22 protein-coding genes are annotated in these 23,955 nt (G+C 62.5%); 11 read left to right on the top strand and 11 right to left on the bottom strand.

Annotated features, from left to right (window positions below; genetic code table 11):
- Positions 1-137: 137 nt before the first annotated feature.
- The gene (locus ACYG97_RS11920) at positions 138-920 is read right to left on the bottom strand and encodes a formyl transferase (RefSeq protein WP_023733765.1); all 783 of its coding nucleotides are present in this window, start codon (positions 918-920) and stop codon (positions 138-140) included.
- A 110-nt stretch (positions 921-1,030) separates the two neighbouring features.
- Positions 1,031-1,606 carry a DUF4893 domain-containing protein gene (locus ACYG97_RS11915; protein ID WP_023670399.1) on the bottom strand — a complete coding sequence of 192 codons (576 nt, stop codon included), beginning with the start codon at positions 1,604-1,606 and terminating at the stop codon, positions 1,031-1,033.
- 11 nt (positions 1,607-1,617) lie between these two features.
- Between ACYG97_RS11915 and ACYG97_RS11910 the strand changes: the two genes are divergently transcribed.
- Positions 1,618-2,256 carry a hypothetical protein gene (locus tag ACYG97_RS11910; RefSeq protein ID WP_023733764.1) on the top strand — a complete coding sequence of 213 codons (639 nt, stop codon included), beginning with the start codon at positions 1,618-1,620 and terminating at the stop codon, positions 2,254-2,256.
- A 15-nt stretch (positions 2,257-2,271) separates the two neighbouring features.
- Here ACYG97_RS11910 and ACYG97_RS11905 read toward each other — a convergent pair whose 3' ends face one another.
- A complete protein-coding gene (locus ACYG97_RS11905) occupies positions 2,272-2,913 on the bottom strand; it encodes a DUF1638 domain-containing protein (protein ID WP_023733763.1) in 642 nt (213 codons plus the stop codon).
- A gap of 65 nt (positions 2,914-2,978) precedes the next feature.
- On the opposite strand from ACYG97_RS11905, the gene ACYG97_RS11900 reads away from it, so the two are divergent.
- Positions 2,979-3,119, top strand: a complete 141-nt coding sequence (locus tag ACYG97_RS11900) for an entericidin A/B family lipoprotein (RefSeq protein ID WP_023688117.1) — start codon at positions 2,979-2,981, stop codon at positions 3,117-3,119.
- Between the two features lie 88 nt (positions 3,120-3,207).
- On the opposite strand, the gene ACYG97_RS11895 is transcribed toward ACYG97_RS11900, so the two are convergent.
- Positions 3,208-3,906, bottom strand: coding sequence for a corrinoid protein (locus ACYG97_RS11895; protein WP_023688118.1), 699 nt, complete (start codon positions 3,904-3,906; stop codon positions 3,208-3,210).
- A gap of 259 nt (positions 3,907-4,165) precedes the next feature.
- Between ACYG97_RS11895 and ACYG97_RS11890 the strand changes: the two genes are divergently transcribed.
- From ACYG97_RS11890 to ACYG97_RS11860, 7 genes are all read left to right on the top strand, one after another.
- Entirely contained in the window at positions 4,166-5,740 is a 1,575-nt protein-coding gene (locus ACYG97_RS11890; protein ID WP_023670403.1) for a trimethylamine methyltransferase family protein, read from the top strand.
- 89 nt (positions 5,741-5,829) lie between these two features.
- Positions 5,830-6,516, top strand: coding sequence for a hypothetical protein (locus ACYG97_RS11885; protein WP_023700324.1), 687 nt, complete (start codon positions 5,830-5,832; stop codon positions 6,514-6,516).
- 104 nt (positions 6,517-6,620) lie between these two features.
- Positions 6,621-7,358 (top strand): dienelactone hydrolase family protein, encoded by a 738-nt coding sequence (locus ACYG97_RS11880; protein WP_023725602.1) that lies wholly within the window; start codon positions 6,621-6,623, stop codon positions 7,356-7,358.
- A gap of 95 nt (positions 7,359-7,453) precedes the next feature.
- Positions 7,454-8,632: a BaiN/RdsA family NAD(P)/FAD-dependent oxidoreductase gene (locus ACYG97_RS11875; RefSeq protein WP_023733762.1), complete on the top strand. Its 1,179-nt coding sequence runs from the start codon at positions 7,454-7,456 to the stop codon at positions 8,630-8,632.
- Between the two features lie 215 nt (positions 8,633-8,847).
- Complete coding sequence (locus ACYG97_RS11870) at positions 8,848-9,408, top strand: RNA polymerase sigma factor (protein WP_023733761.1); 561 nt, start codon at positions 8,848-8,850, stop codon at positions 9,406-9,408.
- A gap of 2 nt (positions 9,409-9,410) precedes the next feature.
- On the top strand, positions 9,411-11,513 hold the full coding sequence (locus tag ACYG97_RS11865; protein WP_023696455.1) for a vWA domain-containing protein: 2,103 nt from the start codon (positions 9,411-9,413) through the stop codon (positions 11,511-11,513).
- A 241-nt stretch (positions 11,514-11,754) separates the two neighbouring features.
- Entirely contained in the window at positions 11,755-12,021 is a 267-nt protein-coding gene (locus ACYG97_RS11860; protein ID WP_023724232.1) for a hypothetical protein, read from the top strand.
- Positions 12,022-12,029: 8 nt separating this feature from the next.
- On the opposite strand, the gene bmt is transcribed toward ACYG97_RS11860, so the two are convergent.
- A complete protein-coding gene (gene bmt, locus ACYG97_RS11855) occupies positions 12,030-13,052 on the bottom strand; it encodes a betaine--homocysteine S-methyltransferase (protein WP_023733760.1) in 1,023 nt (340 codons plus the stop codon).
- A gap of 115 nt (positions 13,053-13,167) precedes the next feature.
- Entirely contained in the window at positions 13,168-14,025 is an 858-nt protein-coding gene (locus ACYG97_RS11850; protein WP_023681768.1) for a helix-turn-helix domain-containing protein, read from the bottom strand.
- 224 nt (positions 14,026-14,249) lie between these two features.
- Here ACYG97_RS11850 and ACYG97_RS11845 point away from each other — a divergent pair, with 224 nt between their 5' ends.
- Both ACYG97_RS11845 and ACYG97_RS11840 read left to right on the top strand, forming a co-directional pair.
- On the top strand, positions 14,250-15,260 hold the full coding sequence (locus ACYG97_RS11845) for a fatty acid desaturase (protein ID WP_031262199.1): 1,011 nt from the start codon (positions 14,250-14,252) through the stop codon (positions 15,258-15,260).
- Between the two features lie 91 nt (positions 15,261-15,351).
- Entirely contained in the window at positions 15,352-16,179 is an 828-nt protein-coding gene (locus tag ACYG97_RS11840) for a phosphate/phosphite/phosphonate ABC transporter substrate-binding protein (RefSeq protein ID WP_023733758.1), read from the top strand.
- Here the strand turns inward: ACYG97_RS11840 and ACYG97_RS11835 are convergent.
- The 5 genes from ACYG97_RS11835 to ACYG97_RS11815 form a co-directional block, all read right to left on the bottom strand.
- Entirely contained in the window at positions 16,144-17,451 is a 1,308-nt protein-coding gene (locus tag ACYG97_RS11835) for a M24 family metallopeptidase (protein WP_023733757.1), read from the bottom strand. The genes ACYG97_RS11840 and ACYG97_RS11835 overlap by 36 nt on opposite strands.
- A 54-nt stretch (positions 17,452-17,505) precedes the next feature.
- Positions 17,506-19,035 (bottom strand): ArnT family glycosyltransferase, encoded by a 1,530-nt coding sequence (locus ACYG97_RS11830; protein ID WP_023733756.1) that lies wholly within the window; start codon positions 19,033-19,035, stop codon positions 17,506-17,508.
- 84 nt (positions 19,036-19,119) lie between these two features.
- On the bottom strand, positions 19,120-21,690 hold the full coding sequence (locus ACYG97_RS11825) for a GcvT family protein (RefSeq protein WP_023733755.1): 2,571 nt from the start codon (positions 21,688-21,690) through the stop codon (positions 19,120-19,122).
- Between the two features lie 18 nt (positions 21,691-21,708).
- Complete coding sequence (locus ACYG97_RS11820) at positions 21,709-22,173, bottom strand: DUF559 domain-containing protein (protein ID WP_156937189.1); 465 nt, start codon at positions 22,171-22,173, stop codon at positions 21,709-21,711.
- A gap of 161 nt (positions 22,174-22,334) precedes the next feature.
- Positions 22,335-23,912, bottom strand: a complete 1,578-nt coding sequence (locus ACYG97_RS11815) for a trimethylamine methyltransferase family protein (protein ID WP_023733753.1) — start codon at positions 23,910-23,912, stop codon at positions 22,335-22,337.
- Between the last annotated feature and the right edge of the window lie 43 nt (positions 23,913-23,955).

The following is a 23,955-nucleotide window of genomic DNA, read 5'->3' as shown; positions in this document are numbered from 1 at the left end:
TCCACCACTTTGTCCAGCAGGTGCGAGCATTGCCGGATGCGCAGTGGGGCTGCTTGTTATGGGACGACGCGCGCGCATTCAAAAGCGACGCTATTGAGAGTCGCAAAAAGAAAGGCGAGATTCCGAGGGAAGGCTGGCTACCAAACCCGCTTGGTCAGGCCGGTCCAGAGATAGAACCAGATCGTCGGGTGGTACCATTGTTTCGAGGGCAGGTCCGGCTTGATCGTGGCCAACTTTCCGTCCAAGGCGTCGCGGACCGCCTCGACGCAGATGTCGCGCGAGAACGCCGCCTGGCGCAACGCATAGCTCGAAATGATGTCGCCGGGCTCCGGCTTGCCGCGCGCCTGTTTCAACACGCCGCCGGTGTCGACGCCGGCGTCGACCAGATGCACGGTGGTGCCGAAATTCTGGAGATCGCCGGAGGCCAGCGCCCAGTAGCCGCCATTCATGCCGCGGTATTTGGGCGCGATGCCGGCGTGGTAGTTGAGCACCGGGCAGGGCATTTGCGCCAGCGTCTGCCGGGACAAAATCCGGCAGCCGGCGAGCAGCACCACGCCCGGGCGGATGTCGGCGACCGCCTGCAGGCAATCGGGCCCGTCGGCGGAGGAGACGTGGATGATCTTTTGTCCCGGCCTCGGCTCTGTCTGCAGTTTTTGCGCTGCGATCAGCCGCTCCGCGTGCCCGGCGAAGAAGCGTTTGCCGAGCCTGGTCAGCACCATCGTGCCAAGCTGGCCGATGGCCGAAAACAAGCCCTGGCGGCGCGCCCGGCCGAGCAGCAATTGTTTTTTGGATTCAGGGCTTTCGAGGATGACGCTGACAGGACCGAACTGGTCGGCGATGGCGTTGACGATGGCCCAGATGTGCGGCCCGCCTTCGGTGACGATGACGATCGCAGCACTTTTTTCAACCGCTGATGCCATGGCGCGCTTTCTTGCCGGCGCGCAACCATTTGCCGTGCGCCGCCCGGCTCAATTCTGTGCCGGGCGAGGTTAAATCTTGATGACCGCCGGGCCAGCGAGAGACCAACGGATCAGCGCTTGAACTCGATGATGTCAAGTTTCGATTCGTAGTAGGGCGCCGGGAATTCGATGCGCCATTCATTGGCGCTGGTGCGGAAGGCATAGCCGACCTGGTCGCTTTCCGGGCCGCTGCCATAGGGTTTTGGCTTGTTGTCATTGACATAGCCGGAGCCGAGATAGATCGCGCGTTTTTCGCTATCGTCGAAGAAACGGCCCTTGGTGCGTTGCGAGCCGCTGACCTTTTCCAGCTGCCAGCCGGAGCCATCGTCCGTGACCTTGCACTTGAACCAGCCATAGATGACCAGCGGGCCGGTCAGGCCCACCTTGATGGTTCGGCATTGCCAGTTGCCGCTCAGGTCCTTGTCGGAAAAGGCCACTATCGGCTTTGCCAGCAGCGCGTCGAGTTGGCTGACCTCAGCCGGGTCTCCCGCTTTTGCCTCGGCCAGCGCCGCCTTGCGGGTCTCGCCATATTTGTCGAGGCGAACCTTGTCGGCAGGCGTGATGATCTTCTGCACCTCGCCGTCGGCGCGAGCGGGCAAGACGAGGCAGAGGAGGCCAAGGGCGGCGAGCAGGACGCGAGGGGTCATCGGTGGTATCCATGTTGGCGCGGCTGGAGCAGCCGATTCTATCTTCCAGTGCACACTTACCCATTCGCGGCGGCCTGTCATCCGTGCTTAAACAGCGGTATGTTCCGCGGGAGGTGCGCGTGGGGGTTACAATCCATTTTGAGGGACAACTGCGCGGAGAGGAACAATATGTTGCGCTGTTGCAGGAAGTTGAAGCGCTTGCCATCGCTCGAGACTGGCGATTTCGGCCGATAGACGAGGCCGAAATGGTTCTCAACCGGGTCATCGACGAACGCAGCGTTGACTATATCGGCCCGGTCTTGGGGATAGAATGCCAGCCGCATCCCAAGTCGGATCGCCTAAGGTTCGAGTTCGACAGGGACCTCTTCATGCAGCAATATTGCAAGACCCAGTTTGCGGGGTCGGAGGCGCATATCGAGATCATCGAGTTGCTTCGCAAAGTTGCTCCTTTTTTCGACAAGTTCGACGTCTTCGATGAAGGCGAGTACTGGGAACTGGGCGACCGCACAATTCTGCAGGTCAATCTCGACACAGTCGACGCTCTGCTTGCAGAGGCTTTGCGCAAGGATCCAACTGCAAGAGGGCCGATCCGGTTAGACAACGGCCGCGTTGTCGATTTCGTGTCGGATCCGCAACCGGAGAGCAAATAATCCGAAGTCGGGCGCCTAACGCAATTCTTCTGGATGTGCCGCCACCCGCGCCAATTCAGCCGTCAGGTCGCCATAGCCGGTCGAGCGGCGCTCATAGGCGAGGCCAAGCATCTTCGCGGCCTTCTCGGCGACCTTGTCGAGTTCCGGATCGTCGGTCTGGGCGATGTAGATCAGCTTCTGGTAGTTGCCGAAATAGTCCTTGATCAGCTCCGGGTGCTTGTCGAGGCCGAGCGGCTTCATGAAGAAGGCGTCGAACTGGCGGCACAGGAAATCGGTCATGTAGAACGACATCATGTCGTCGTCGGCGACCTTCGCATAGGCGTCCATGCCCTGGTAGAAGGCAAAGCAGTGCGGCCCGGCCATGCGCTCGACGCCGTGCTTCTCCAGGACCCGGTCGAGCATGCCGCCGGTACCGCAATCGGCATAGCCAACGAAGATGTTGCTATAGCCTTCCGCCTTGGCCTTTTCGATCGCCTTGTCCATCGCCGGTGCGATGCGGTCGGGGTAGAAATGGAACTCCGCCGGCAGGCAGGTCAGGTCGAGATGGTCGAGCTTGAGCTGCTCCTTGACGGCCAAAACTTCGCGCGCAATCATTCCGCAGGCGATGACTAGCAGCCTGTCGTCCTGATTCGGTTTCGTTTTTTGCATTCTGGCCATGGAACCCGGTCGAAGCGGCCTTCGTTGCTGTGGGGCGAATCTATCGAGAGAGGGATAAACCGTCCATGAAACTGTTACGCGTTGCGCCGATTGCAATCCTTGCCTGCATCCTGGCGCTTACGGCCTGTGCCAACACCGTCCGTGGTGTCGGCCGGGATATCAAATCGACTGCGAAAGCCGTCGACGACACCGTCACCAAACCCTGACGCAGCCATCCGTTCCAATAGCTGGAACAAAAAAGCCGCGCTGCAAGGCGCGGCTTTCGATTGTGGCCCAGACGCCTTGCGTAACAGATCAGGCTGAAGCGCGCACGTTATGCTTGCGCTTCATGAAGTCCTTGGCGGTCTCGACCGCCACAGCCGCGTCGCGGCAATAGGCATCGGCGCCGACGGCCTTGCCGAATTCCTCGTTTAGCGGCGCGCCGCCGACCAGGACGACATAGTCGTCGCGGATGCCCTTTTCCTTCATCGTGTCGATGACGACCTTCATGTAAGGCATGGTCGTGGTCAAAAGCGCCGACATGCCGATAATGTCGGGCTGGTGCTGCTCGATGGCGTCGAGGTATTTTTCCACCGCATTGTTGATGCCGAGATCGATGACGTCGAAGCCGGCACCTTCCATCATCATGCCGACGAGGTTCTTGCCGATGTCGTGGATGTCGCCCTTGACGGTGCCGATCACCATCTTGCCCTGCTTCGGCGCGCCGGTGGCGGCCAGCAGCGGGCGCAGGATGAACATGCCGGCTTTCATCGCGTTGGCCGACAGCAGCACCTCGGGAACGAACAGGATGCCGTCGCGAAAGTCCTCGCCGACGATGCGCATGCCTTCGACCAGAGCTTCGGTCAGCACCTTGTAGGGCACCCAGCCGCGCTCGAGCAGGATGTTGGTGCCTTCCTCGATCTCTTCCTTCAGTCCGTCATAGAGATCGTCGTGCATCTGCTGCACCAACTCGTCGTCGGAAAGCTCGGAGAGGATGATCTCGTCGTCGGCCATTTTTCTCGGGCTCCTTGCCGCGCGGATGCGATCACGGCGGCTTAAAATAATCGCGTCAATACCTAACCCGGCGGGGGCAGGTATCCATAGCTGATTTGCGACTTCCCGCAAAAGGAAAGCGACCGCAAATCTATTGGAATTCTTGTCGATTTTGCGACAGGCGTTGGCGCTGGCGGGCCGTTTCGAATAGGGTGCATGGCTACGATCCGGGCGAGAAGCCGCCTACGCGGCCGCAAACGGTTTTTAGGGAAAAACGATCATGAGTGAAAACGCGTCAGTCGACCAGGAAGCGTCCAATGCGCGACGTGGACGTGCTGCCAGCGGCGGCGCGGCTGCAAGGCGGGCGGCGCGCTCGGGCGGCGGACCGGGCACCCAGCTCACCTATATCAAGCGCAAGATCAACATCTATGAGGTCCTCAACGAGGAAGGCCTGGCGATTATCGAAAACAACACCGATACGGTGCTGGAAGAGATCGGCATCATCTTTCGCGACGACGCCGAGGCGCTGCAGCTTTGGAAAGAGGCGGGCGCCGACGTCAAGGGCGAGCGCGTGCATTTTCCCAAGGGCCTCTGCCGCTCGCTGCTGAAGACCGCGCCGCCCATCTACACCCAGCATGCGCGCAACGCCGAACGTTCGGTGCAGATCGGCGGCAACGCCACGGTCTTCGCGCCGGTCTATGGTCCGCCCTTCGTGCGCGATCTCGACGGTGTCAGGCGCTACGCGACGATCGAGGATTTCCGGAATTTCGTGAAGCTCGCCTATATGGCGCCGTCGATTCACCATTCGGGCGGCACGGTTTGCGAGCCGGTCGACGTGCCGGTCAACAAACGCCATCTCGACATGATCTACAGCCACATCAAATATTCGGACAAACCGTTCATGGGTTCGGTGACGGCGCCAGAGCGGGCCGAAGACACCGTCGCCATGGCCAAGATCGTGTTCGGCGACGATTTCGTCGAAAACAACACCGTGCTGACCAGCCTGATCAACGCCAATTCGCCGATGGTGTTCGACGAAACCATGCTGGGCGCGCTGAAGGTTTATTCGCGTCACAACCAGGCTTGCATCGTCACGCCGTTCATCCTTGCCGGCGCGATGAGCCCGGTCACGGTGGCCGGCACGCTGACGCAGGTTCTGGCAGAGGTGCTGGCCGGCGCCTCTTTCACGCAGTTGATCCGTCCCGGCGCGCCGGTGCTGTTCGGCACCTTCGCCTCGTCGATCTCCATGCAGTCTGGTGCGCCGACCTTCGGCACACCGGAGCCGTCGCTGGTTTCCTACGGCGCCGCACAGCTTGCCCGCCGGCTCGGTCTGCCGTTCCGCACCGGCGGCTCGCTCTGCGCCTCCAAGGTTCCGGATGCGCAGGCCGCCTACGAGAGCGCCAACACGCTCAACTCGACCATTCTTGCCGGCACCAATTTCGTCCTGCATTCGGCCGGCTGGCTCGAAGGCGGACTGGCGTCCTGCTACGAAAAATTCATGATGGACATCGATCAGCTCGGCATGACGCAAAAGTTTTCCGAAGGCGTCGACCTCTCGGAAAACGGCCAGGCGATGGACGCCATCCGCCAGGTCGGCCCGGGCAGCCACTATCTCGGCTGCGACCACACCCAGGCCAATTTCCAGACCGCCTTCTACCGCTCCAGCATCGCCGACAACAATTCCTACGAGCAGTGGCTGGCCGAGGGCGAGAAGACAGCGCCGCAGCGCGCCAACGAACTCGCCCGCCGCTGGCTGGAGACCTATGAGGCGCCGTATCTCGATCCGGGCATCGACGACGGGCTGAAGGACTACATCGCGACGAAGAAGGCGTCGATGGCTGACGCCTTCACCTGAAAGGAGCCCGAGTCAGGCGGGGCTAAAGTCGCCAACATCATCCACAAGGAAGTCTGGCGGAGCGCTTTCTCCGACCCGGACAAGAAGGGATGATTGCGCGGCGCCGGGCTGACGAGATAGCGGCCGCGCTTTCCGCCGACGGCCTCATGCTGCGCGGCGGCTTCAATTTCGCAACAAGCGAAACGCCGCCGCATGGCCCTTCAGTTGCCCCCGCCAAATCCGTGCTGTTGGTGGGGCAGGCGGGAGCGGCACCCTGGCCGCATTTCCTGCGCTGGCGCGACCGGCAACCGCAAACCATTGCTAATCCGCTCGACACATGGTCGCGCGCAGTGATCGGTGCGGTGGCGGAGAAATTCGGCGCGCGCGCCGTTTCGCCTTCGGACAGACCTTATCTGCCGTTCCAGCAATGGGCGATGCGAGCGGAGGGGCTGAGACCGTCGCCGCTGGGCATCCTGATGCATCCGCAGTACGGGCTCTGGCATGCCTATCGCGGCGCGTTGCTGTTCGAGGATGAGATCGCGCTTCCTGAACGTCGCGAAGCGATTCACCTTTGCGACGCCTGTGTTGCAAAACCTTGCCTGAAATCCTGTCCGGTTGACGCCTATTCCGCGGATGGTTTCGCTCATCAGGCTTGCCTGGCGCATGTGCGGGGATCGAAGGGCGAACCATGCCGCGGCGGCGGCTGCCTCGACCGCAACGCCTGTCCGTATGGCACGGCCCATCGCTATCCGCCTGAGGTTCAGGCCTTTCACATGACGGCGTTTGCCGGCCTGTAGCCGGGTCGAAAGCCCGCACAAAGTGTTGAACGGGATTGTCAGGGAACGGCTTGCCCTGACGGTGCCTGCTTATATGTATCGCACGACATTTAACGGAGCGGGCCATGGCGAAGCAGGACATTGAGATCAAGACCGGGGACGGCGTGGCGAAGGCGGGATTGTTCCGTTCGGCGACTGTTTCCCCGGTCAAGGCCGGTATCATTCTCTACATGGACGCCTTCGGTCCGCGACCGGCGCTCGACGCAATGGCGGAGCGGCTGGCGGGTGAGGGCTATGCGGTGCTGGTGCCGGATCTTTTCTATCGCAAAGCACCCTACGGGCCGTTCGAGCCCAAGACCGCTTTCGTCGTCGAGGAGACCAAGGTCGCGCTGACGGCGTTGGTCCACGGCACGACACAGCACATGACCATCCGCGACAGCAGGGCGTTCCTCGACACGCTTACCGCTGAAGGTGTCACCGGACCGGTCGGTGTCGTCGGATACTGCATGGGCGGGGCGCGGGCCTTGAATGCGGCTGCAACCTATCCCGATCGCATCGTGGCGGCGGCAAGCTTCCATGGCGGCAATCTGGCCAGCGATGCCGCCGACAGTCCGCACCGCAAGGCTGCAATGATCAAGGCGCGGGTCTATGTCGGAACGTCTGGGGTGGACCGCAGCTTTCCGCCGGAGCAGTCGGCTCGACTGGCCGAGGCGCTGCGCGTGGCGGAAGTCGACCACGTCATCGAAAACTATGCCGGCATGGCGCATGGCTGGTGCGTGTCGGATCACAGCGTCTTCAACGCGGCCGGCGCCGAGCGCCACTGGAAGCGACTGACGACGCTGTTCGCCGAGACGCTGATCTAACGAGGCGTTGCCTGAAGTCGCAACGAACGGGTAGAGACTGCACGATTGGCGCGGCCTGTTAAAACAGCGCCAGTCGAGCGGGAACGAACAGCCTGATGCAGTCCTATGATGTCGTGGTGATCGGCGCCGGTGCGGCCGGAATGATGTGCGCCATCGAGGCGGGCAAGCGCGGCCGCTCGGTCCTGGTGCTCGATCACGCGACAAAGCCCGGCGAGAAGATCCGCATCTCCGGCGGCGGCCGCTGCAACTTCACCAACATCCATGCGAGCCCGAAGAATTTCATCTCGGGCAATCCGCATTTCTGCATTTCGGCGCTCAGCCGCTACACGCAGCGCGATTTCATCGGGCTCGTCGAACGCCACGGCGTCGCCTATCACGAGAAGACGCTGGGACAGCTGTTTTGCGATGGCTCGGCGCGGCTGATCATCGACATGCTGGTCTCCGAAATGCAGGATGGGGGCGTGGAACTTGCGCTGTCGACCGAGGTGAGGAACGTCAGCAAGGCCGCGGACGGTTTTGTGCTGACGCTCTCCACTGGCAGCGTCGCCTGCAATTCTCTGGTCGTGGCTTGCGGGGGCAAGTCGATCCCCAAAATGGGCGCGTCCGGTTTCGGCTACGAGCTTGCTGCGCAATTCGGCCTTGCGGTGGTGGTAACACGGCCGGCGCTGGTGCCGCTTACCTTCGACGCAAGAACGCTGGAGCGGCTGGCGCCTTTGGCCGGCAATGCCGTCGATGCCGAAGTCGCCTGCGGCAAGACACGGTTTTCAGAAGCGATGCTGTTTACGCATCGCGGCTTGAGCGGGCCTTCCATCCTGCAAATATCGTCCTATTGGCGCGAGGGCGACGAGATCCGCATCGCCATGCTGCCGGGGAGGGATGTGGCGGAACTGCTTCGCGCCGCCCGGCGCGTCAACGGCAGGCAAGCGGTGCAGACGGTGCTTGCAAACCATTTGCCGAAGCGCCTTGCGCAAGCAGTCGCCGAGCGCAGTGGGATCGATGGCAATCTCGCTGATTTGACAGACCTGCAAATGAAAACCGTCGAAGCCGCCGTCAACGACTGGCGCATCAAGCCGGCCGGCTCCGAGGGTTACCGCACGGCGGAAGTGACGCTTGGCGGTGTCGATACCAACGGGCTCGATCAGAAGACGATGCAGGCGAAATCCGTGCCGGGGCTGTTTTTCATCGGCGAAGTCGTCGATGTCACGGGCTGGCTGGGCGGCTATAATTTTCAGTGGGCTTGGTCGTCCGGCTGGGCCTCGGGCCAGGTGTGCTGATATTCAGGTGAGGCCGGCCTGCAAACGACGGCTTTCTGTGCTTCCGGTGCTCGCGTACCAAAAGTACGCTCCGCTCCGGTTCTCGAAATCCATCGTTTTCGGCTCGGCCTGACCTGAATCTCAGCGCACCTGTTGCGCGTGTATCCGTCGCCTGGGAAAAAAATCTTTCCATAACCCCAAGGATTGGCCATTAGCCTTCGTCCAACAGGCAAATGATGGCGATGATGCTGGATGAAAGCGAAGCCTCCGACGCCGAATTGATCGGGCGGGCGAAGGGCGGAGACAGGGGTGCCTTCGGCAAATTGCTGGAGCGGCACTACGACTTCGTCTATCGCGCCGCCTATCGCTGGTGCGGAAAGAAGGCCGATGCCGAAGACATCGCCCAGGAGGTCTGTGTCCGTCTCGGCAAGGCGATCCGCGACTACCGCGGCGGCGGCGCGTTCACGACATGGCTCTATTCCGTGACGCTGAACGCGGCGCGCGACATGATGCGCAAGACGACGCGCGAAAACGTCAAGGCCGAGGCTTTCGGCGCCTACAGCATGATTTCGGGAGAGGCCTCGGCCGAGCCCGAAGATCCCTCTGAGGCGCTCTGGGTAGCGGTGCGGCAATTGCCGGACAAGCAGCGCGACGCAGTACTTCTGGTCTATGGCGAAGGGTTGAGCCATGCGGCCGCCGCCGAGGCGATGGCAATCTCGGAGACGACGGTTTCCTGGCACATCCATGAAGCGAAGAAACGGCTGAAGACGTTGATGCGTTCAGCCGGGGAAGTGTGACCATGGTCGACGACAACGAACTCAACAGGCTGCGCGACGCAGCAGTACCGGCGCCAGGCGAAAGCGCGAAGGCACGCGCCTTCGAAGCCGCCATGCGCGCCTATGATCAGGAAAATATTTCTGCCGTCACCCAAGGATCGGTCGGCGGGCTTCGTCTCACAGAGCGAGCACAAAAGCTCTGGAGCGAGATCATGCAAAAGAAACTCATCGCCACGCCAGCCATTGCCGGGCTCGTCGCCCTGCCGATCGCCGGATACGCCACCTTCCACATGCTGAGGGAACAGCCGTTGCCGTTCGGTAGCGACGAGAAGATCACTGAGACGCTGGCCGACAAGCCGGCAACCAATGGGCCGGCGATCAACGCGCCGGTAAAAGACAAGCAGGCGCCTGAAGGCGACAAGAAGGCCGACGCCGATGTGCGAAGCCGCGACACCACCACGCCACCCGCGCCGCCGAAGCCCGAATCGACCGTTGCTGTCGCCCCGGCGCAGCAGGATGCGCTGGGACGCGGCGTGTTGGCCGAGCCTGCGCCAGTTGAGAGCCGCGAGTTTTCGCTTGACGGCACCGCTGCTCCGGCCGGCGGCGCGCGGGTCAACCGCATGGCCGGCGCGACCGAATCCAAGTACCTGGCACAGCCTTCGACGATGCCGGCCGACCAGATTGCGCCGCAGGAGCCAAACCGCGACCGCGTCGAGGATTTCAAGACCAATCCGGTGCATGCAGCCCTTCAGGATCCGGTCTCGACCTTCTCGATCGACGTCGACACGGCTTCCTATTCCTTCGTCCGCGGCTCGCTGAAGCAGGGCTACCTGCCGCAGGCCGATACGGTCCGCGTCGAGGAGATGGTCAATTACTTCCCCTATGACTGGAAGGGTCCGGACTCGGCTTCGACGCCGTTCAACTCGACCGTCAGCGTCATGCCGACGCCGTGGAACGGGCACACCAAGCTGATGCACGTCGCCATCAAGGGCTTCGACATCAAGCCGGTCGAGCAGCCCAAGGCCAATCTGGTGTTCCTGATCGACGTCTCGGGTTCGATGGATGAGCCGGACAAGCTGCCGCTGCTCAAGTCGGCTTTCCGGCTGCTGGTCAGCAAGCTCAAGGCGGACGACACCATCTCGATCGTCACCTATGCCGGTGACGCCGGCACCGTGCTGATGCCGACCAAGGTCACCGAGAAGGACAAGATCCTCAACGCCATCGACAATCTGCAGCCGGGCGGCTCGACGGCCGGCGAGGCGGGTATCAAGGAAGCCTACAAGCTTGCCCAGCAGTCCTTCGTCAAGGACGGCATCAACCGTGTGATGCTGGCCACGGACGGCGACTTCAATGTCGGCCAGACCGATGACGACGATCTGAAGCGACTGATCGAGCAGGAGCGCAAGACCGGCGTCTTCCTGTCGGTGTTCGGCTTTGGACGCGGCAATCTGAACGACCAGATGATGCAGACCATCGCCCAGAACGGCAACGGCACCGCCGCCTATATCGACACGCTGGCCGAGGCTGAGAAGGTTCTGGTCGAGGATGCCTCCTCGACGCTGTTCACCATCGCCAAGGACGTCAAGATCCAGGTCGAGTTCAATCCGGACAAGGTCTCGGAGTACCGGCTGATCGGCTATGAAACCCGCGCCTTGAACCGCGAGGACTTCAACAATGACCGCGTCGATGCCGGCGATATCGGCTCCGGTCATTCGGTGACCGCCATCTACGAGATCACGCCGAAGGGCAGTGGCGGCGAGCAGATGGATCCGCTGCGCTACGGCCAGGCCGCGGTCGACAATGGCGGCGTCGCCAACGCCGACGAATATGCCTTCGTGAAAATCCGCTACAAGCTGCCGAACGAAGACGTCTCGAAGCTGATCACCACGCCGGTGACGTCGGCCAACGAGGTCGCGTCCTTCGACCAGGCCAGCACCGACCAGCGTTTCTCCGTCGCTGTCGCCGCCTTCGGCCAGAAGCTGCGCGACGAGGATGCGACCGCGAAGTTCGGCTACGACAAGATCATGGAGATTGCCACCGCCGCCCGAGGAGCCGACCCGTTTGGGTACAGGTCCGAGTTCCTTTCGCTTGTGCGCCTTGCCTCGGCGCTGGGCGGTAACCGGTAGTGGCAATACAGCCGGTTCCTTTCAGACGGGGGTCGTTCTGATACGGGGAACCGACTACGGGCGGGTGAGGCAGGCCGGCGGGGGAAACCCTGCCGGCCTTTTTTTCGGATCGATTGATCCGAAGCGCACAGATGATCCGCCTGATCGTTAAATTGCGCGGCTTTTCCGGAACGTCATCGCAATGCCCTGCTATTATTGCACGGGGGTCGGGACTGGGCTTGGGGAGCCGGGAATTGCAGATATGAACATTGGAAACACGACGCCGGCGGTGAGACACACGCAGGCGTCGGGAACGCTGTCGCCAGAATCCAGGCGCATCATGGATGACGTCGACGCAGCCCGGAATACCGCAAAGTCGGCGCTGACCAATGACCGCTTTCGCGTCATGCTGGAGCAGATCGGCAATCCGCAGTCGTCGGGTGACCTGGTGACGATGAATGAAAGCGCCGACAGCACCGCCCTGGATTTCACGACGGCGCTATCGCGTTACGCTGAAAACAGCGAATAAGTTCGATATCAGGCTCGGCTGCGGCGGCGTTCGCGGCGGGCTTCGCTGGTCTCGGCGGTGTTTTCCGTCGCCACCTTGTTGCGCATCGGACCGATGCGCTCGACGATCCCCGCGACGGTCGGGCGTTCGGATTTGGTGTGCGCGTCGAGCGCCTTGCGCATGGCGGCAAGGTGCTGGAACGACGTGCCGCAGCAGCCACCGATGATCTTCGCGCCGCCATCCACCGCCAGCCGGACATAGTCGGCCATCAGCTCCGGCGTGCCGGAATAATGGATCTCGGTGCCACGAAATTCGGGAATGCCGCAATTGCCCTTGACGATCACCGTCGCTTCCGGCTTCGCCTCGGTCATGTCGAGCAGCGAGGCCAGGATGTCGGAGGCGCCGACACCGCAATTGGCGCCGACACCGAGCGGCGTCTCTGAAAGTCCGTCGACGACGCCGTGGATATCCCTGGGCAGCAGGCCCATCATGGTGCGGCCGGCAGTGTCGAACGAACCGGTATAGGTGTAGGGCAGGCCGACGCGGATGGCGGCCTCCGCCGCGGCGCGGATTTCGTCCGGCGCAGACATGGTCTCGATCCAGGCGACTTCGGCGCCACCTTCCTTGAGACCCTCGATCTGTTCGGCAAAAGCCTCGACCGCTTCGTCATAGGTCATGGCGCCGAGCGGCACCAGCAACTCGCCGGTCGGACCGACCGAGCCGGCGACGATGACTTTCCTGCCGGCCTTGTCGGCGACCGCGCGGGCAATCTCGGCGGCGCGCTTGTTCAGCGCATGCACGCGGTCCTGCGCATGGTGCAGCTTCAGCCGGTGGCGCGTGCCGCCGAACGAGTTGGTGAGAATGATATCGGCGCCGGCGTCGACGAAATTCTGGTGCAGGCTCGTGATGGTGTCGGGCGCTGCCTCGTTCAGCAACTCCGGCGCTTCGCCGGCCTCCAGACCCATGGCGAACAGATTGGTGCCGGTGGCGCCATCGGCGAGCAGCACGCCCTTTTCGGCCAGCAGAGCATCGATGGGATTGTTCGCGGTCATCGGATCGACTTTCAGATATTTGAATGGAATAAGGATATAAAGAAGTCTTTATGTCCAGTCAATGTGTTTGCGACCTGCAATTGCCGCGCGGCGCACCTTTCCGGGGCGTTGGGGATCAGGCAGAACCCGATGGAAATGACGCGCCGGCCAGATTGCGCGCGTAGGCGGCGGCCTCATGCGGGTTGATGTCGGCGGCCCGGATCAGATTGTCGAAATGCTGGGTCAGCGCTTGGACCGGCTGGGTGGCGTTCAGCACGACATACATGTCGCCCACATAGATGGCGGCGCGATAAGGGCCGAAGATGGTCAGCGGGATGGAATAGCGCATGCGGCCGTCATAGAGGAACAGGCGGAAGGTGGGGTAGAGATCGTCAAGCAGCGTCGCCATATGGGCAAGCTGCTGCCGGCGGTCAGCCTCGGGAAAGCGGTCCCAGACGCCCAGGCCGCGGGCGAAAATCTCCAGCGTGTGGCGCGGCATGCAGACTTCCATATCGGTCTCAGGGCGCCGGTTGTACTCGATGCGGTACTGCGTCTCGCTGGCCTGCGCAAGACGGCTGCGGTTCGTGATGTTGGCTTCGTAGTCGACCAGCTGGCGTGTGCGCAGGAGATCGGGAATGCCGGCCGGCACATAGCGGATCTTGGTGCCTGCGGCCTCGGCGAACCATTTGGCGAGCAGCGTGCGGTCGAAGCCGTCGGGCGCCTCTTCGATCTCCAGGCTTTCGCGGATTTCGCCGGTGACGCCTTCGTCCTGGGAGAGGCCGAGCAGCCAGTCCAGCGAGATCTTGAATTCGGCGGCGATGTTGAGCAGCGTTTCGGCGCGTGGCAGGCGCGTCGAGGCGCCGGACATCAGTTGCGACAGAGCCGACCGGTCGATGCCGACTGCTGACGCGAAAGCCGACTGGTTGAGATCGGACCTTGTCAGGAGCAGCTTCAGGCGCTCCCGGAAGATTGCCGAAAGGTCCCGTTTGTCCACTGTTCGTTCTCCGCGCTCTCTTAGGAAAAATTTGCGCCCGAGCCGTCGGATCAGCACTTCCAGCGTAAATGAATCCGTAGGGTTGTTTACAATGTATAACATCTGCGGTCGAAAATGCGCAATCGCAACATTTTGTACACTTTGTCTCGTTGAGCGGAATCGCTTCTCCTGACACTATGCTGTCAGGAACCAATTCCGGCGACTGAGGGACAGTGGTCGATAGCATGACAGGCAAGCGCATCAAGCGACGCGACGCAGCGGCCATCGAGTGGCCGACCGTGGTCCTCGCTTTCTTCTGTTACGGAATGTGGCTCGCTGCTGGGCTCCTGCTCTGGCCCTCTTATCCGATCCCGGCACTTCTTCTCCTCGGCTTCATCCTGGCCTTGCAGTCGTCGATCATGCACGAAGTGCTGCATGGCCATCCGACGCGCAGCGCGCTCATCAACGAAGCCTTCGTCTTCCTGCCGATCGGCCTGGTCTGGCCGTTCCGTCGCTTCAAGACGCTTCATTTGCGCCACCACGCCGACGAGCGCCTGACCGATCCCCTCGACGATCCCGAGAGCTATTACCAGGCGTTGTGGATGCATGACGATCTGCCGCCGACGATGAAATTCCTGCTCAAGATCAACAACACCATGGCCGGCCGTTTCTTCCTCGGCCCCTGGCTGTCCTGCGTCGGTTTCTTCGTCGACGACGCCAGGCATGTGATTGCCGGCGACAAGGTGATCGGCAAGGCATGGCTGCTGCATGCGATCGGCCTCGCAATCGTAGTGCCGATCGTGCAGTTCGGCTTCGGCATTCCCGTATGGCTCTACATTCTGGTGCCGGTCTGGCTCGGCCAGTCGCTGATCGCGGTCCGGACTTTCGCCGAACATCAGTGGTCCGAGCACCCTGAAGGACGCACGGTGATCATCGAGCGCTCGCCGCTGTCGTTCCTGTTCCTCAACAACAATCTGCACTTCGTCCACCACAAGACGCCGACGGTTGCCTGGTACAGACTTCCAAAACTGTTTGCGGACCGCCGCGACGAGTGGCTGCGGATGAACAATGGCTACGCCTATCCGAACTATTTCGCACTGATCAAAGCCTACGCATTCAAGGCCAAGGAGCCGATCGTGCACCCGGTGCTGCGCCGCCAGGCCGAGCCGGGCAGGGCGTTCAAGCCGCGCATCAGGGCGCGCAGCATCAGCGGGCTTGGCAGCGCGCCGGTTCCGGCCGAGCCGCCGAAGGAATAATCCCCGGACTTCCCGAACCCGTGTCGGCCAATTCTGATTGGACGCCGCGTTTTTGCGATCCTTTCCCGAGCCATGATGATTGAGTGTCGGCATGAGTGATTTGGTTGCGGCATTGCCGATGTACGACTGGCCCGAAGTGCGCGGCGAGGTCGACGCGCAATGGGCAGCGTTGCGCGAGGCTTTTCGGCACAAGGGCGTCGATGCGCCGCAGACAATCGTGCGCCGCAATGGCGACCTGCCGCCGGTGCCGGGCGGCATCCACGACGCCCAGGGCAGACTGATCGCACCCGATCCGGCGACACTGCCGCCGGACGAACTCGACCATCACCAGCTTTGGCTGCATCCGGCGCTGCTGTTCGCGCAGACCTGCTGGGGGCCGATGGAACTCGGCCTGTCCAAACAGGTGCAGGTGGTCGGCCGGCCGAGCTACGACGCTTACGAGGGCGGCGAAGGCGAACTCTATTCGAGCGCGCTGGTGATGCGGACGGGCGAGGGACCGGAGGTTCGCTCGCCCGCGGATGGCAAAGCCTCGCTGCCGCTCGATCTGATGCGCGGCAAGAGTTTTACCTACAACAGCCTCGATTCGATGTCGGGCATCATTGCACTGGCGCGCGATCTGCAGGCCGCCGGCGAAAGCCTGGATATCTTTTCCTCGCGCAGCGAAAGCGGTGGCCATCGCGGCTCGATCGTCGCGGTCGCCGAGGGCAAGGCGGATATAGCTGCCATCGACTGTGAGAGCTGGGCGCTGGCGCAGCGTTTCGAACCTGCGGCGCGCAAGGTCGCTGTTGTCGGCTGGACGGCAAGGCGCAAAGGCCTGCCCTACATCACCGCCAGGACGACGCCGGAAAAGACGCTCAAGGCTCTGCGCGAGGCGCTTGCCGGATCAGCCGAGCAACCTCGCATCCAGCTTGTAGGTTGAAAGCTGCTCGTTGCCGGTCGCGGTGATCAGGATCTGTTCCTCGATCTTGACGCCCTCATGGCCGCCGAGACGGCCGATATAGCTTTCCACGCACAGGACCATTCCCGGCTCCAGCACGCCGTCGGGCGTGTCCGGCGTCCAGTCGCTGGCATGTGGCAGGGTTGGATACTCGTCGGCCAGGCCGACGCCGTGATAGAGCACGCCGTAGCGCGCCGGGAAGCAATCTCCCGGCGGCACCACCGAGCGTTCGACCAGGTCGCGGAAGGATATGCCGGGCTGCATCAATTGCGTGTTGTGGGCGATCTGGTCGGCGGCGATGTGGAAGAGGTCCCGTTGCTCGTTCGATGGTCTCGCGTCACCGCAAAGCCAGGTGCGGGAGAGATCGGCGCAGAAGCCGTAGGGACCGATCAGGTCGGTGTCGAAGGCGACGAGGTCGCCTTCCTCGATCACCCGCGACGAGCATTCCTGGAACCACGGATTGGTGCGCGGCCCCGAGGCAAGCAGCCGGGTTTCGATCCATTCGCCGCCGCGCGCAATGTTGCCGCGGTGGAGTTCGGCCCACAATTCGTTTTCGGAAATGCCCGGCGTCAGCGCCTTCTCCATTTCACCCATCGCCGCCTCGCAAGCGACGATGGCGCGGCGCATGGCGAGAATCTCGTCGGGCGATTTGATCAGCCGCGCATTTTCCATCACCGCCTCGCCATTGCCGATCGAAATGCCGAGCCGGGCGAGTTCCTCGACGCCTTCCGGGTTGATGTGGTCGACCGCAATGCGGCTGTTGCCGCCGCCATGCTCCTTGACCAGATCGGCGATGCCGGCCGCCCAGCGGCGGACTTTGTGCTCGGTCAGCTCGCCGCCATAGAGATACATCCACGACACTGCCGGCCGCACCTCGTCGACGACGCCGGAATGATCGGACAGATGCTCGCAGGAGAAATAGTCGAACAGCACCACGGGTCCCTCAGTGGCGACGAAGCAGTGGCGGGTCGGATTGTGCGCGACCCACAGCTGCATGTTGGTCGAATCGGTGGCGTAGCGGATGTTGACGGGGTCGTAGAGCAGCGCGCCGGCGTAGTTTCGGCGCTTCAGTTCGGCTCGGATGCGCTCGAGCCGGTATTGGCGCATAGCGGCAAGATCGGGCGCGGCGATGCCTGCCGCTTGCCATTCGGTTTCAGCCAGCGCGCCATAGCCCAGCACATGCTGGTTCAGCGACGCCGCCTTCTGGCGCGAGGTTTCGCGCAAGGCTTCGACCGAGCCGGGCTCGAACGGCATGATCTTGCGATGACGACCGAACCCTTGTTTCTCCACCCGACGCCTCCTGCCGACTTACTGTGGCGCTGCGCCCGCGGCCGCTTTCTTCAGCCGCGTGACCGTCAGCGTGCGGGTGGGCGGCTCGCTGTCGAACAGCATCGGGACGACCAACTGCTGCGGCGAGCCGTCAGCGACATAGCCGGCCTCGCTCAAGGCCCGCAGGATGCCCTCGGGAGGTTCCTTGTCATTGGCCATCACGAGCACCGCCGGCTCGATCAGCAAATGGCCGAAGTCCGGCATCTCGTCGTCGAGCACGACCAGATCGGGATCGACAAGACGCAGATTTCCCACCCAGTGCCAGCTCGATATCGCCGTGCGAACCGGACCGTTTGCCGTCAGCTGGCCATAGAGCGACTGGTAGTCGACACGCACGATGCTGCCGCGGCTGTCGCCGCCATTGAGGTGCGTGTACCAGGTCACCGGCAGCACGAGGATGGCAAGCGTTGCGCCGACAAACACGACGACGTCCTCCACCTTCCTTCCCTTGTCGCCTCTGGCATCCATCCGCAAGGCCAGCTCGACCGGCAGCAACACAAGAATGGGAAGCATCCAGCGATCGCGAAATTGCGTCGTCCTGCTCGCCAGGACGAGCACGATGGTCATCGCCAGGGCAAAAGCGATGGTGCGCCACACCAGTTTCTCGGTCCATGGCGCCGGTTGCAGAGCCGGCGCCGGCTTTTTCCATGCGATGAGCAAAGCCGCGACGAATATGCCGGCCGGCAACACGGCGAAATACAGGATAGCCTTGCCCAGTCCGCGCATTCCGTAGAATGCGGTTTGTATGGCGCTTTCTCCTCTGCCCATGCCGAAGCCGCCGCTGTGCGACAGCAACTGGTCGGTGTAGGTCAGGTTCCAGTAGAGCGTCGGCAGGCAAAGCAGCACCGCCACGACAAGGCTGATCGAAAACCGGCGGTTGAGGATGACGCCGCGCGTTTCGCGCAGCGACAGGGTGGACAGCATCAGCGCGCCGAGAAAGATCGCGTTGTTGTATTTCGACAGGATGGCGGCGGCCATCGCCACGCCAAACAGCACATAGGTGGCCAGCGAACGCCGCTGCACCAGTTCAACGAGCGCAAGAAACAGCACCACTGAAAAACAGAAAGCGGCGATCGAGTGGGTGAGGGCGTGCTGCATCTCCCACACCATCTGCGGAAACAACAGCAGGCCGAACAATGCGGCGGCGCCAGCGCGGCTGGAATAGCCCAGGCGGCGGACAGCGATGAAAACCGACGCCAGCGCCGCTCCGATCAGCAGGTACTTCACGATCTTGAGCGCCAGGATGTTCGTTCCGACCACGGCGGCGACGAGGCGGGCAAGCCAGGTGTAGAGCGGCGGCTGCGAGCCGCCATAGCCAGCCCAGAGGTAGTGCATGTACATCAGCTGTTCGGAATCGTCGACGCCGACACCGGTTCCTACGACATGGGACAGCAGCGCCATCACCACGATCTGGACGACGCAATAGACCGCGACGCAGACCAGCGCGGCGTTGAAGGGACCGACCTTGCCTTCGCAGAGCCAGTCCGTCCATTTCTCTAGATACTGCAAGGGGATCGTCTTTTCATCGAGGGAAAATGCCTGCGGCCAACTGCCGAAGGCCCCTTACACGATCTCACGCTTCCTGTCGCCTTTTCAGGTCCGCATCTTCTCGCCGCTGGGGTCGAAGGGCGCCTCGACATTGATGCGCGCCGGACGCCGGTGGCCGAGGATCTCGATCTCGAACAGTCCGGCACTTTCGTCCTCGGCGAGTGCCGCCGGCACATAGCCCTGCGCCATCGACTTCTGCACATAGTGCGCATAACCGCCCGAGGTGACCCAGCCGACCACGCGCCAGTCGCCGTCGACGATGCCGCGCACGGCGGAAGCGCCTTCGGCAGCCTTTGAGCCACGCACTTCCTTGCCTGCCGTATCGAAGCGCGGCGCGCCATAGCCATGCGGCTTTTCCACCGTGCCATAGTCCTTGCCGACCTTGGCCCAGATCGGCTCGTCGCCCATGACATCGGCGTCGGCCGCATCGACAATGAAGGAGACACGGCGCAGTTTCGGCCCTTCCGCCTGTTCCTTGGCGGCGGCTTCGCGGCCGATGAAGTCGTTCTTCTCCAGCTTGATGAAACGGTCCATCGCGCCTTCGAACGGGCCGTAGATCGGGCGCAGCTCGCGGTACCAGGTCGGGAAGTTCTTCTCCAGGCGCATGGAGAGCAAAGCGCGCATGCCGAAATCGACGAGGCCGAACTCCTCGCCGGCGTCCTTGATCGCCTTGTAGACCAGACGCTCATAGGCCGGCGCCATCCAGATTTCATAGCCGAGATCGCCGGTATAGGTGATGCGGTTGACCATGCAGGGCGCGCCGCCGACCGCCATTTCGCGGAAATCCATGAAGCGAAACGCCTTGGTCGAGATGTCGACATCGACCAGCTTCTGCAAGAGGTCGCGCGATTTCGGCCCGGCGATCGACAGGCCGACGAGCGTCTGATCGAAGCGGTGGATGCGCACCGAACCATCCTTCGGCAGGTGCTTTTCGAACCAGCGCATGTGGTACTTCTGCGCGGCGGACGAACCCCAGATCATAAATCTGTCTTCGCCTGCCTTGGCGATGGTGAAGTCGCCGATCAGCTTGCCGAACTCGTTGATCATCGGCGTCAGCACGATGCGGCCGATCTTCGGCATGCGGTTGGTCATCAGCCGGTTGAGGAAATCCTCAGCCGCAGATCCCGACACTTCGTATTTGGCGAAATTGGCGATTTCGGTGACGCCGACGCGTTCGCGTGTGGCGCGCACTTCCTCGCCGATGGGACCGAAATCGTTGGAGCGGTGGAAGGAGACGACGTCCTTCGGCTCCTTGCCCTTCGGCGCGAACCACAGCGGGGTCTCCAGGCCCCAGCTATCGCCCATGACGGCGTTGTTGGCGAGCATGGTGTCGTAGAGCGGGGTGGTTTGTGCAGGGCGCGCAGCCGGCAGCTCTTCATTGGGGAAGCGGATGGAGAAGCGGCGCGAATAGTTTTCGCGCACCTTTGCGTTGGTGTAGCGCAGGCCGGCCCACTCGCCGAAGCGGGCGACATCCATGCCCCAGACGTCGAAGCCGGGATCGCCATGCACCATCCAGTTGGACAGCGCGAGGCCGACGCCGCCGCCCTGGCTGAAGCCGGCCATGACGGCGCAGGCGCACCAGAAATTGGTCAGGCCCTGCACCGGCCCGACCAGCGGATTTCCGTCGAGCGCGAAGGTGAAGGGGCCGTTGATGATCTGCTTGATGCCGGCTTTCTCGATGCCGGGGAAATGCTTGAAGCCGATCTCCAGCGACGGCGCGATGCGGTCGAGGTCGGGCGGCAGCAGTTCATGGCCGAAATCCCACGGCGTATTGACCGGCGACCAGGGTTTGCAGGCTTTTTCATAGGTGCCGAGCAGGATGCCGTTGCGCTCTTGGCGGGTGTAGATCTCGCCCTTGAAGTCGAGCACGCCGATCATCTCGCGGCCGGTCGATTTGTTGAATTCCTCGACCTCGGGCATCGGCTCGGTGAGCAGGTACATGTGCTCCATGGCCAGCACCGGCAGTTCGACGCCGACCATGCGGCCGATCTCGCGCGCCCACAGGCCGCCGCAGTTGACGACATGCTCGGCGTGGACGGTGCCCTGTTCGGTGACGACGTTCCAGGTGCCGTCAACTTCCTGCGTCAAGTCGACGACGCGGTTGCGCAGCACGATCTCGGCGCCCAGCTTCTTGGCCGCCTTGGAGTAGGCGATCGTCGTGCCGGAGGGATCGAGATGGCCTTCGACCGGATCCCACATGGCGCCGACGAAATTGGTCTCGTCCATCAGCGGGAACATCGCCTTGGCTTCGGAGGGCGTGATCAGCTCGGTGTCCATGCCGAGATAGCGGCCCTTGGCGTGGGCCAGGCGCAGAAAATCCATGCGCTCGGGCGTATCGGCCATCATCACGCCGCCGGTCAGATGCAGCGAGCAGGACTGGCCGGAGATTTCCTCGATCTCCTTGTAGAGCTGCACCGTATAGGCCTGCAGTTTGGCGACGTTGGGGTCGCCGTTCAGCGTGTGGAAGCCGCCGGCTGCGTGCCAGGACGAGCCGGAGGTGAGCTCGGACCGCTCGATCAGCATGATGTCGGTCCAGCCGGCCTTGGCCAGATGGTAGAGCACCGAGCAGCCAACGACGCCGCCGCCAATGACAACCGCTTTAACGTGAGATTTCATGAGAGATAGGTCCGTTTTTTAAGAGATTGAATCGAATGGGCGGGGCGTGAAAACAAAGCGGAGATCGGCCGCAGCGACGTTCTCGGCCAACCTGCCATCAAGCGCGGCAAGGATGGTTTCGCAGACGGAAGTGCGATGGTTCAGGACGTCATGGTTCCAAACACGCAGGATCGAATAGCCTCGCGCGCGCATGAAATCGCCACGGCGACAGTCATAGGAGCTGCCGGCGTGTTGATGGCCGTCGATTTCCACGACAAGCCATTTTTCGCGGCAGGCGAAGTCTGCAAAGTATGGTCGGATAGAGAACTGTCGCGTGAATTTGTAGCCGCCAAGTTTGCGGGCTTTCAACTCAAGCCAAAGCAGAGCTTCGGCCTGATTGTCACCTCGTCTAAGTTTTCTGGCTCGCAGGGTAGTGCCATTCTTGCGGCGACTGCGGGTTTGACCAGCGCCTTCCCCCACTCCGTCGCCGCTTCCCGGCGCCACCTCTCCCCCCTCCGGAGGGAGAGGAAGGGAGCCAGCCCGCATAACTTCGCGCCTTTCCTCTCCCCCGTCGATCGGGGGAGAGGTGTCGAGCGCAGCTCGACGGAGTGGGGGTCGACTGTTCATCAGATCCATATGAATGATCAGGTCATCAACAACATTGATCAAAAATCGGTCGGCGCGCCGCCTTCGGACGTGCGCTTTTCGACGAAGTCGTTGAGCTCTTCGCGGATCGCCGGGTCCATATAAGGTTCCTCGTAGGATGCCAGCCGCTCCTTCCAGACCTTGTTGGCCTTTTCCAGCGCGGTCGGCGATCCGGCTTCGGCCCAGGTCTCGAAATTGCGCCAGTCGGAGAGGATGGGCGAGTAGAATGCTGTCTTGTAGCGGTCCTGCGTGTGCTGGGTGCCGAAGAAATGGCCGCCGGGGCCGACCGACTGGATGGCGTCGAAGCCGAGCGCTTCGTCGGACAGGTCGAGCGGGGTGAGGAACTCGGCCACCATCTGCAACAGGTCGATGTCCAGGATGGTCTTCTCGTAGGAACAGCGCAGGCCACCTTCGAGCCAGCCGGCGCCGTGCATCATCAGATTGCCGCCGCCCTGGATGGCGCCCCACAGCGAGAACACGCTTTCATAGGCTGCCTGCGCGTCGACCGTGTTGGCGGCGCAGGTATTGGAGGTGCGGTAGGGGATCTTGTAACGGCGGGCAAGTTGGCCGCCGACAAGCTGCGCCTTCATATATTCAGGCGTGCCGAAGGCCGGCGAGCCTGACTTCATGTCGACATTCGAGGTGAAGCCGCCATAGCCAACCGGCGCGCCCTTTCTCACCATCTGGGCGAAGGCAATGCCGGACAGCGCCTCGGCATTCTGCTGCACCAGCGCACCGGCGATGGTCACCGGCGCCATCGCGCCCGACAGGGTGAAGGGCGTGACGACGACGACCTGACCCTTGCTCGACATCTGGATGATGCCTTCCATCATCGGCACATCCAGTTTCAGCGGCGAATTGGTGTTGATGATGGTGAACACCGATGGCTCTTCCAGCAGTTGCTCATGGCTGATGCCGCGCGCGATCCTGGCGATCTCGATGCCGTCGACATTGCGCTCCCTGCCGAGCGAATAGATATGGAACACCTTGTCGGTCAGTGTGGCGAGGTCGCGGATGCATTCGAGGTGGCGCACGGATGGATGGATGTCGGTCGGCTCGACCGGATAACCGCCGGTGCAGTTCAGGATGTTGTGCATCTGCGCCAGGCGCAGGAAGTTGCGGTAGTCCTGCTGGTTGCCCGGACGGCGGCCGCGATCGAGGTCGGAGCAGTTCGGTGCCGACGCCATCATCGACAGGATCACATTGTTGCCGCCGAAGCGGACATTGTGCGCCGGGTTGCGGGCATGGAGCGTGAATTCCGACGGGCATTTGGAGATGAGATCGAGGATCATGTCGCTGTCGAAGCGCACGCGCTCAATGCCCTCGCGGACATCAGCGCCATTTTCCTTCATGATGCGGCGCGCTTCGTCATGCAGCACGTCGACGCCTATTTCCCTCAAGACGCGCAGCGAGGCGAGGTGGATCGATTCCAGCTCGTCGTCAGAGACCAGCTTGGTCGGCGTCAGCGGATTTCTCAGTTGCCGAAAAGCCGGCTGTTCGAAGGCGGCCGAGCCGCCGGCGCGCTTGCCCGCACGGCCACCGCGACGGGCGCGGTCGGTTGCCAAAGGCGGTTCGGCTGGGTGCAGGGCGGCGGTCATGATGGTCCTCGTACGATGCTGGTAGCGGGCGGCATAATGGACC

The organism is Mesorhizobium sp. W067, assembly GCF_054719525.1.
This window is presented reverse-complemented; position numbering and strand designations above follow the sequence as displayed.

Excerpts from the sequence above, each read along its gene's own strand:
- ACYG97_RS11905 (WP_023733763.1), bottom strand. The coding sequence starts at position 2,913 with ATGGCCAGAATGCAAAAAACGAAACCGAATCAGGACGACAGGCTGCTA.
- ACYG97_RS11845 (WP_031262199.1), top strand. The coding sequence starts at position 14,250 with ATGACAGGCAAGCGCATCAAGCGACGCGACGCAGCGGCCATCGAGTGG.
- ACYG97_RS11920 (WP_023733765.1), bottom strand. The coding sequence starts at position 920 with ATGGCATCAGCGGTTGAAAAAAGTGCTGCGATCGTCATCGTCACCGAA.
- ACYG97_RS11890 (WP_023670403.1), top strand. The coding sequence starts at position 4,166 with ATGAGTGAAAACGCGTCAGTCGACCAGGAAGCGTCCAATGCGCGACGT.
- ACYG97_RS11840 (WP_023733758.1), top strand. The coding sequence starts at position 15,352 with ATGAGTGATTTGGTTGCGGCATTGCCGATGTACGACTGGCCCGAAGTG.
- ACYG97_RS11875 (WP_023733762.1), top strand. The coding sequence starts at position 7,454 with ATGCAGTCCTATGATGTCGTGGTGATCGGCGCCGGTGCGGCCGGAATG.
- bmt (WP_023733760.1), bottom strand. The coding sequence starts at position 13,052 with ATGACCGCGAACAATCCCATCGATGCTCTGCTGGCCGAAAAGGGCGTG.
- ACYG97_RS11835 (WP_023733757.1), bottom strand. The coding sequence starts at position 17,451 with ATGCCGTTCGAGCCCGGCTCGGTCGAAGCCTTGCGCGAAACCTCGCGC.
- ACYG97_RS11860 (WP_023724232.1), top strand. The coding sequence starts at position 11,755 with ATGAACATTGGAAACACGACGCCGGCGGTGAGACACACGCAGGCGTCG.
- ACYG97_RS11910 (WP_023733764.1), top strand. The coding sequence starts at position 1,618 with ATGTTGGCGCGGCTGGAGCAGCCGATTCTATCTTCCAGTGCACACTTA.
- ACYG97_RS11865 (WP_023696455.1), top strand. The coding sequence starts at position 9,411 with ATGGTCGACGACAACGAACTCAACAGGCTGCGCGACGCAGCAGTACCG.
- ACYG97_RS11880 (WP_023725602.1), top strand. The coding sequence starts at position 6,621 with ATGGCGAAGCAGGACATTGAGATCAAGACCGGGGACGGCGTGGCGAAG.
- ACYG97_RS11900 (WP_023688117.1), top strand. The coding sequence starts at position 2,979 with ATGAAACTGTTACGCGTTGCGCCGATTGCAATCCTTGCCTGCATCCTG.
- ACYG97_RS11895 (WP_023688118.1), bottom strand. The coding sequence starts at position 3,906 with ATGGCCGACGACGAGATCATCCTCTCCGAGCTTTCCGACGACGAGTTG.
- ACYG97_RS11915 (WP_023670399.1), bottom strand. The coding sequence starts at position 1,606 with ATGACCCCTCGCGTCCTGCTCGCCGCCCTTGGCCTCCTCTGCCTCGTC.
- ACYG97_RS11870 (WP_023733761.1), top strand. The coding sequence starts at position 8,848 with ATGGCGATGATGCTGGATGAAAGCGAAGCCTCCGACGCCGAATTGATC.
- ACYG97_RS11825 (WP_023733755.1), bottom strand. The coding sequence starts at position 21,690 with ATGAAATCTCACGTTAAAGCGGTTGTCATTGGCGGCGGCGTCGTTGGC.
- ACYG97_RS11815 (WP_023733753.1), bottom strand. The coding sequence starts at position 23,912 with ATGACCGCCGCCCTGCACCCAGCCGAACCGCCTTTGGCAACCGACCGC.
- ACYG97_RS11885 (WP_023700324.1), top strand. The coding sequence starts at position 5,830 with ATGATTGCGCGGCGCCGGGCTGACGAGATAGCGGCCGCGCTTTCCGCC.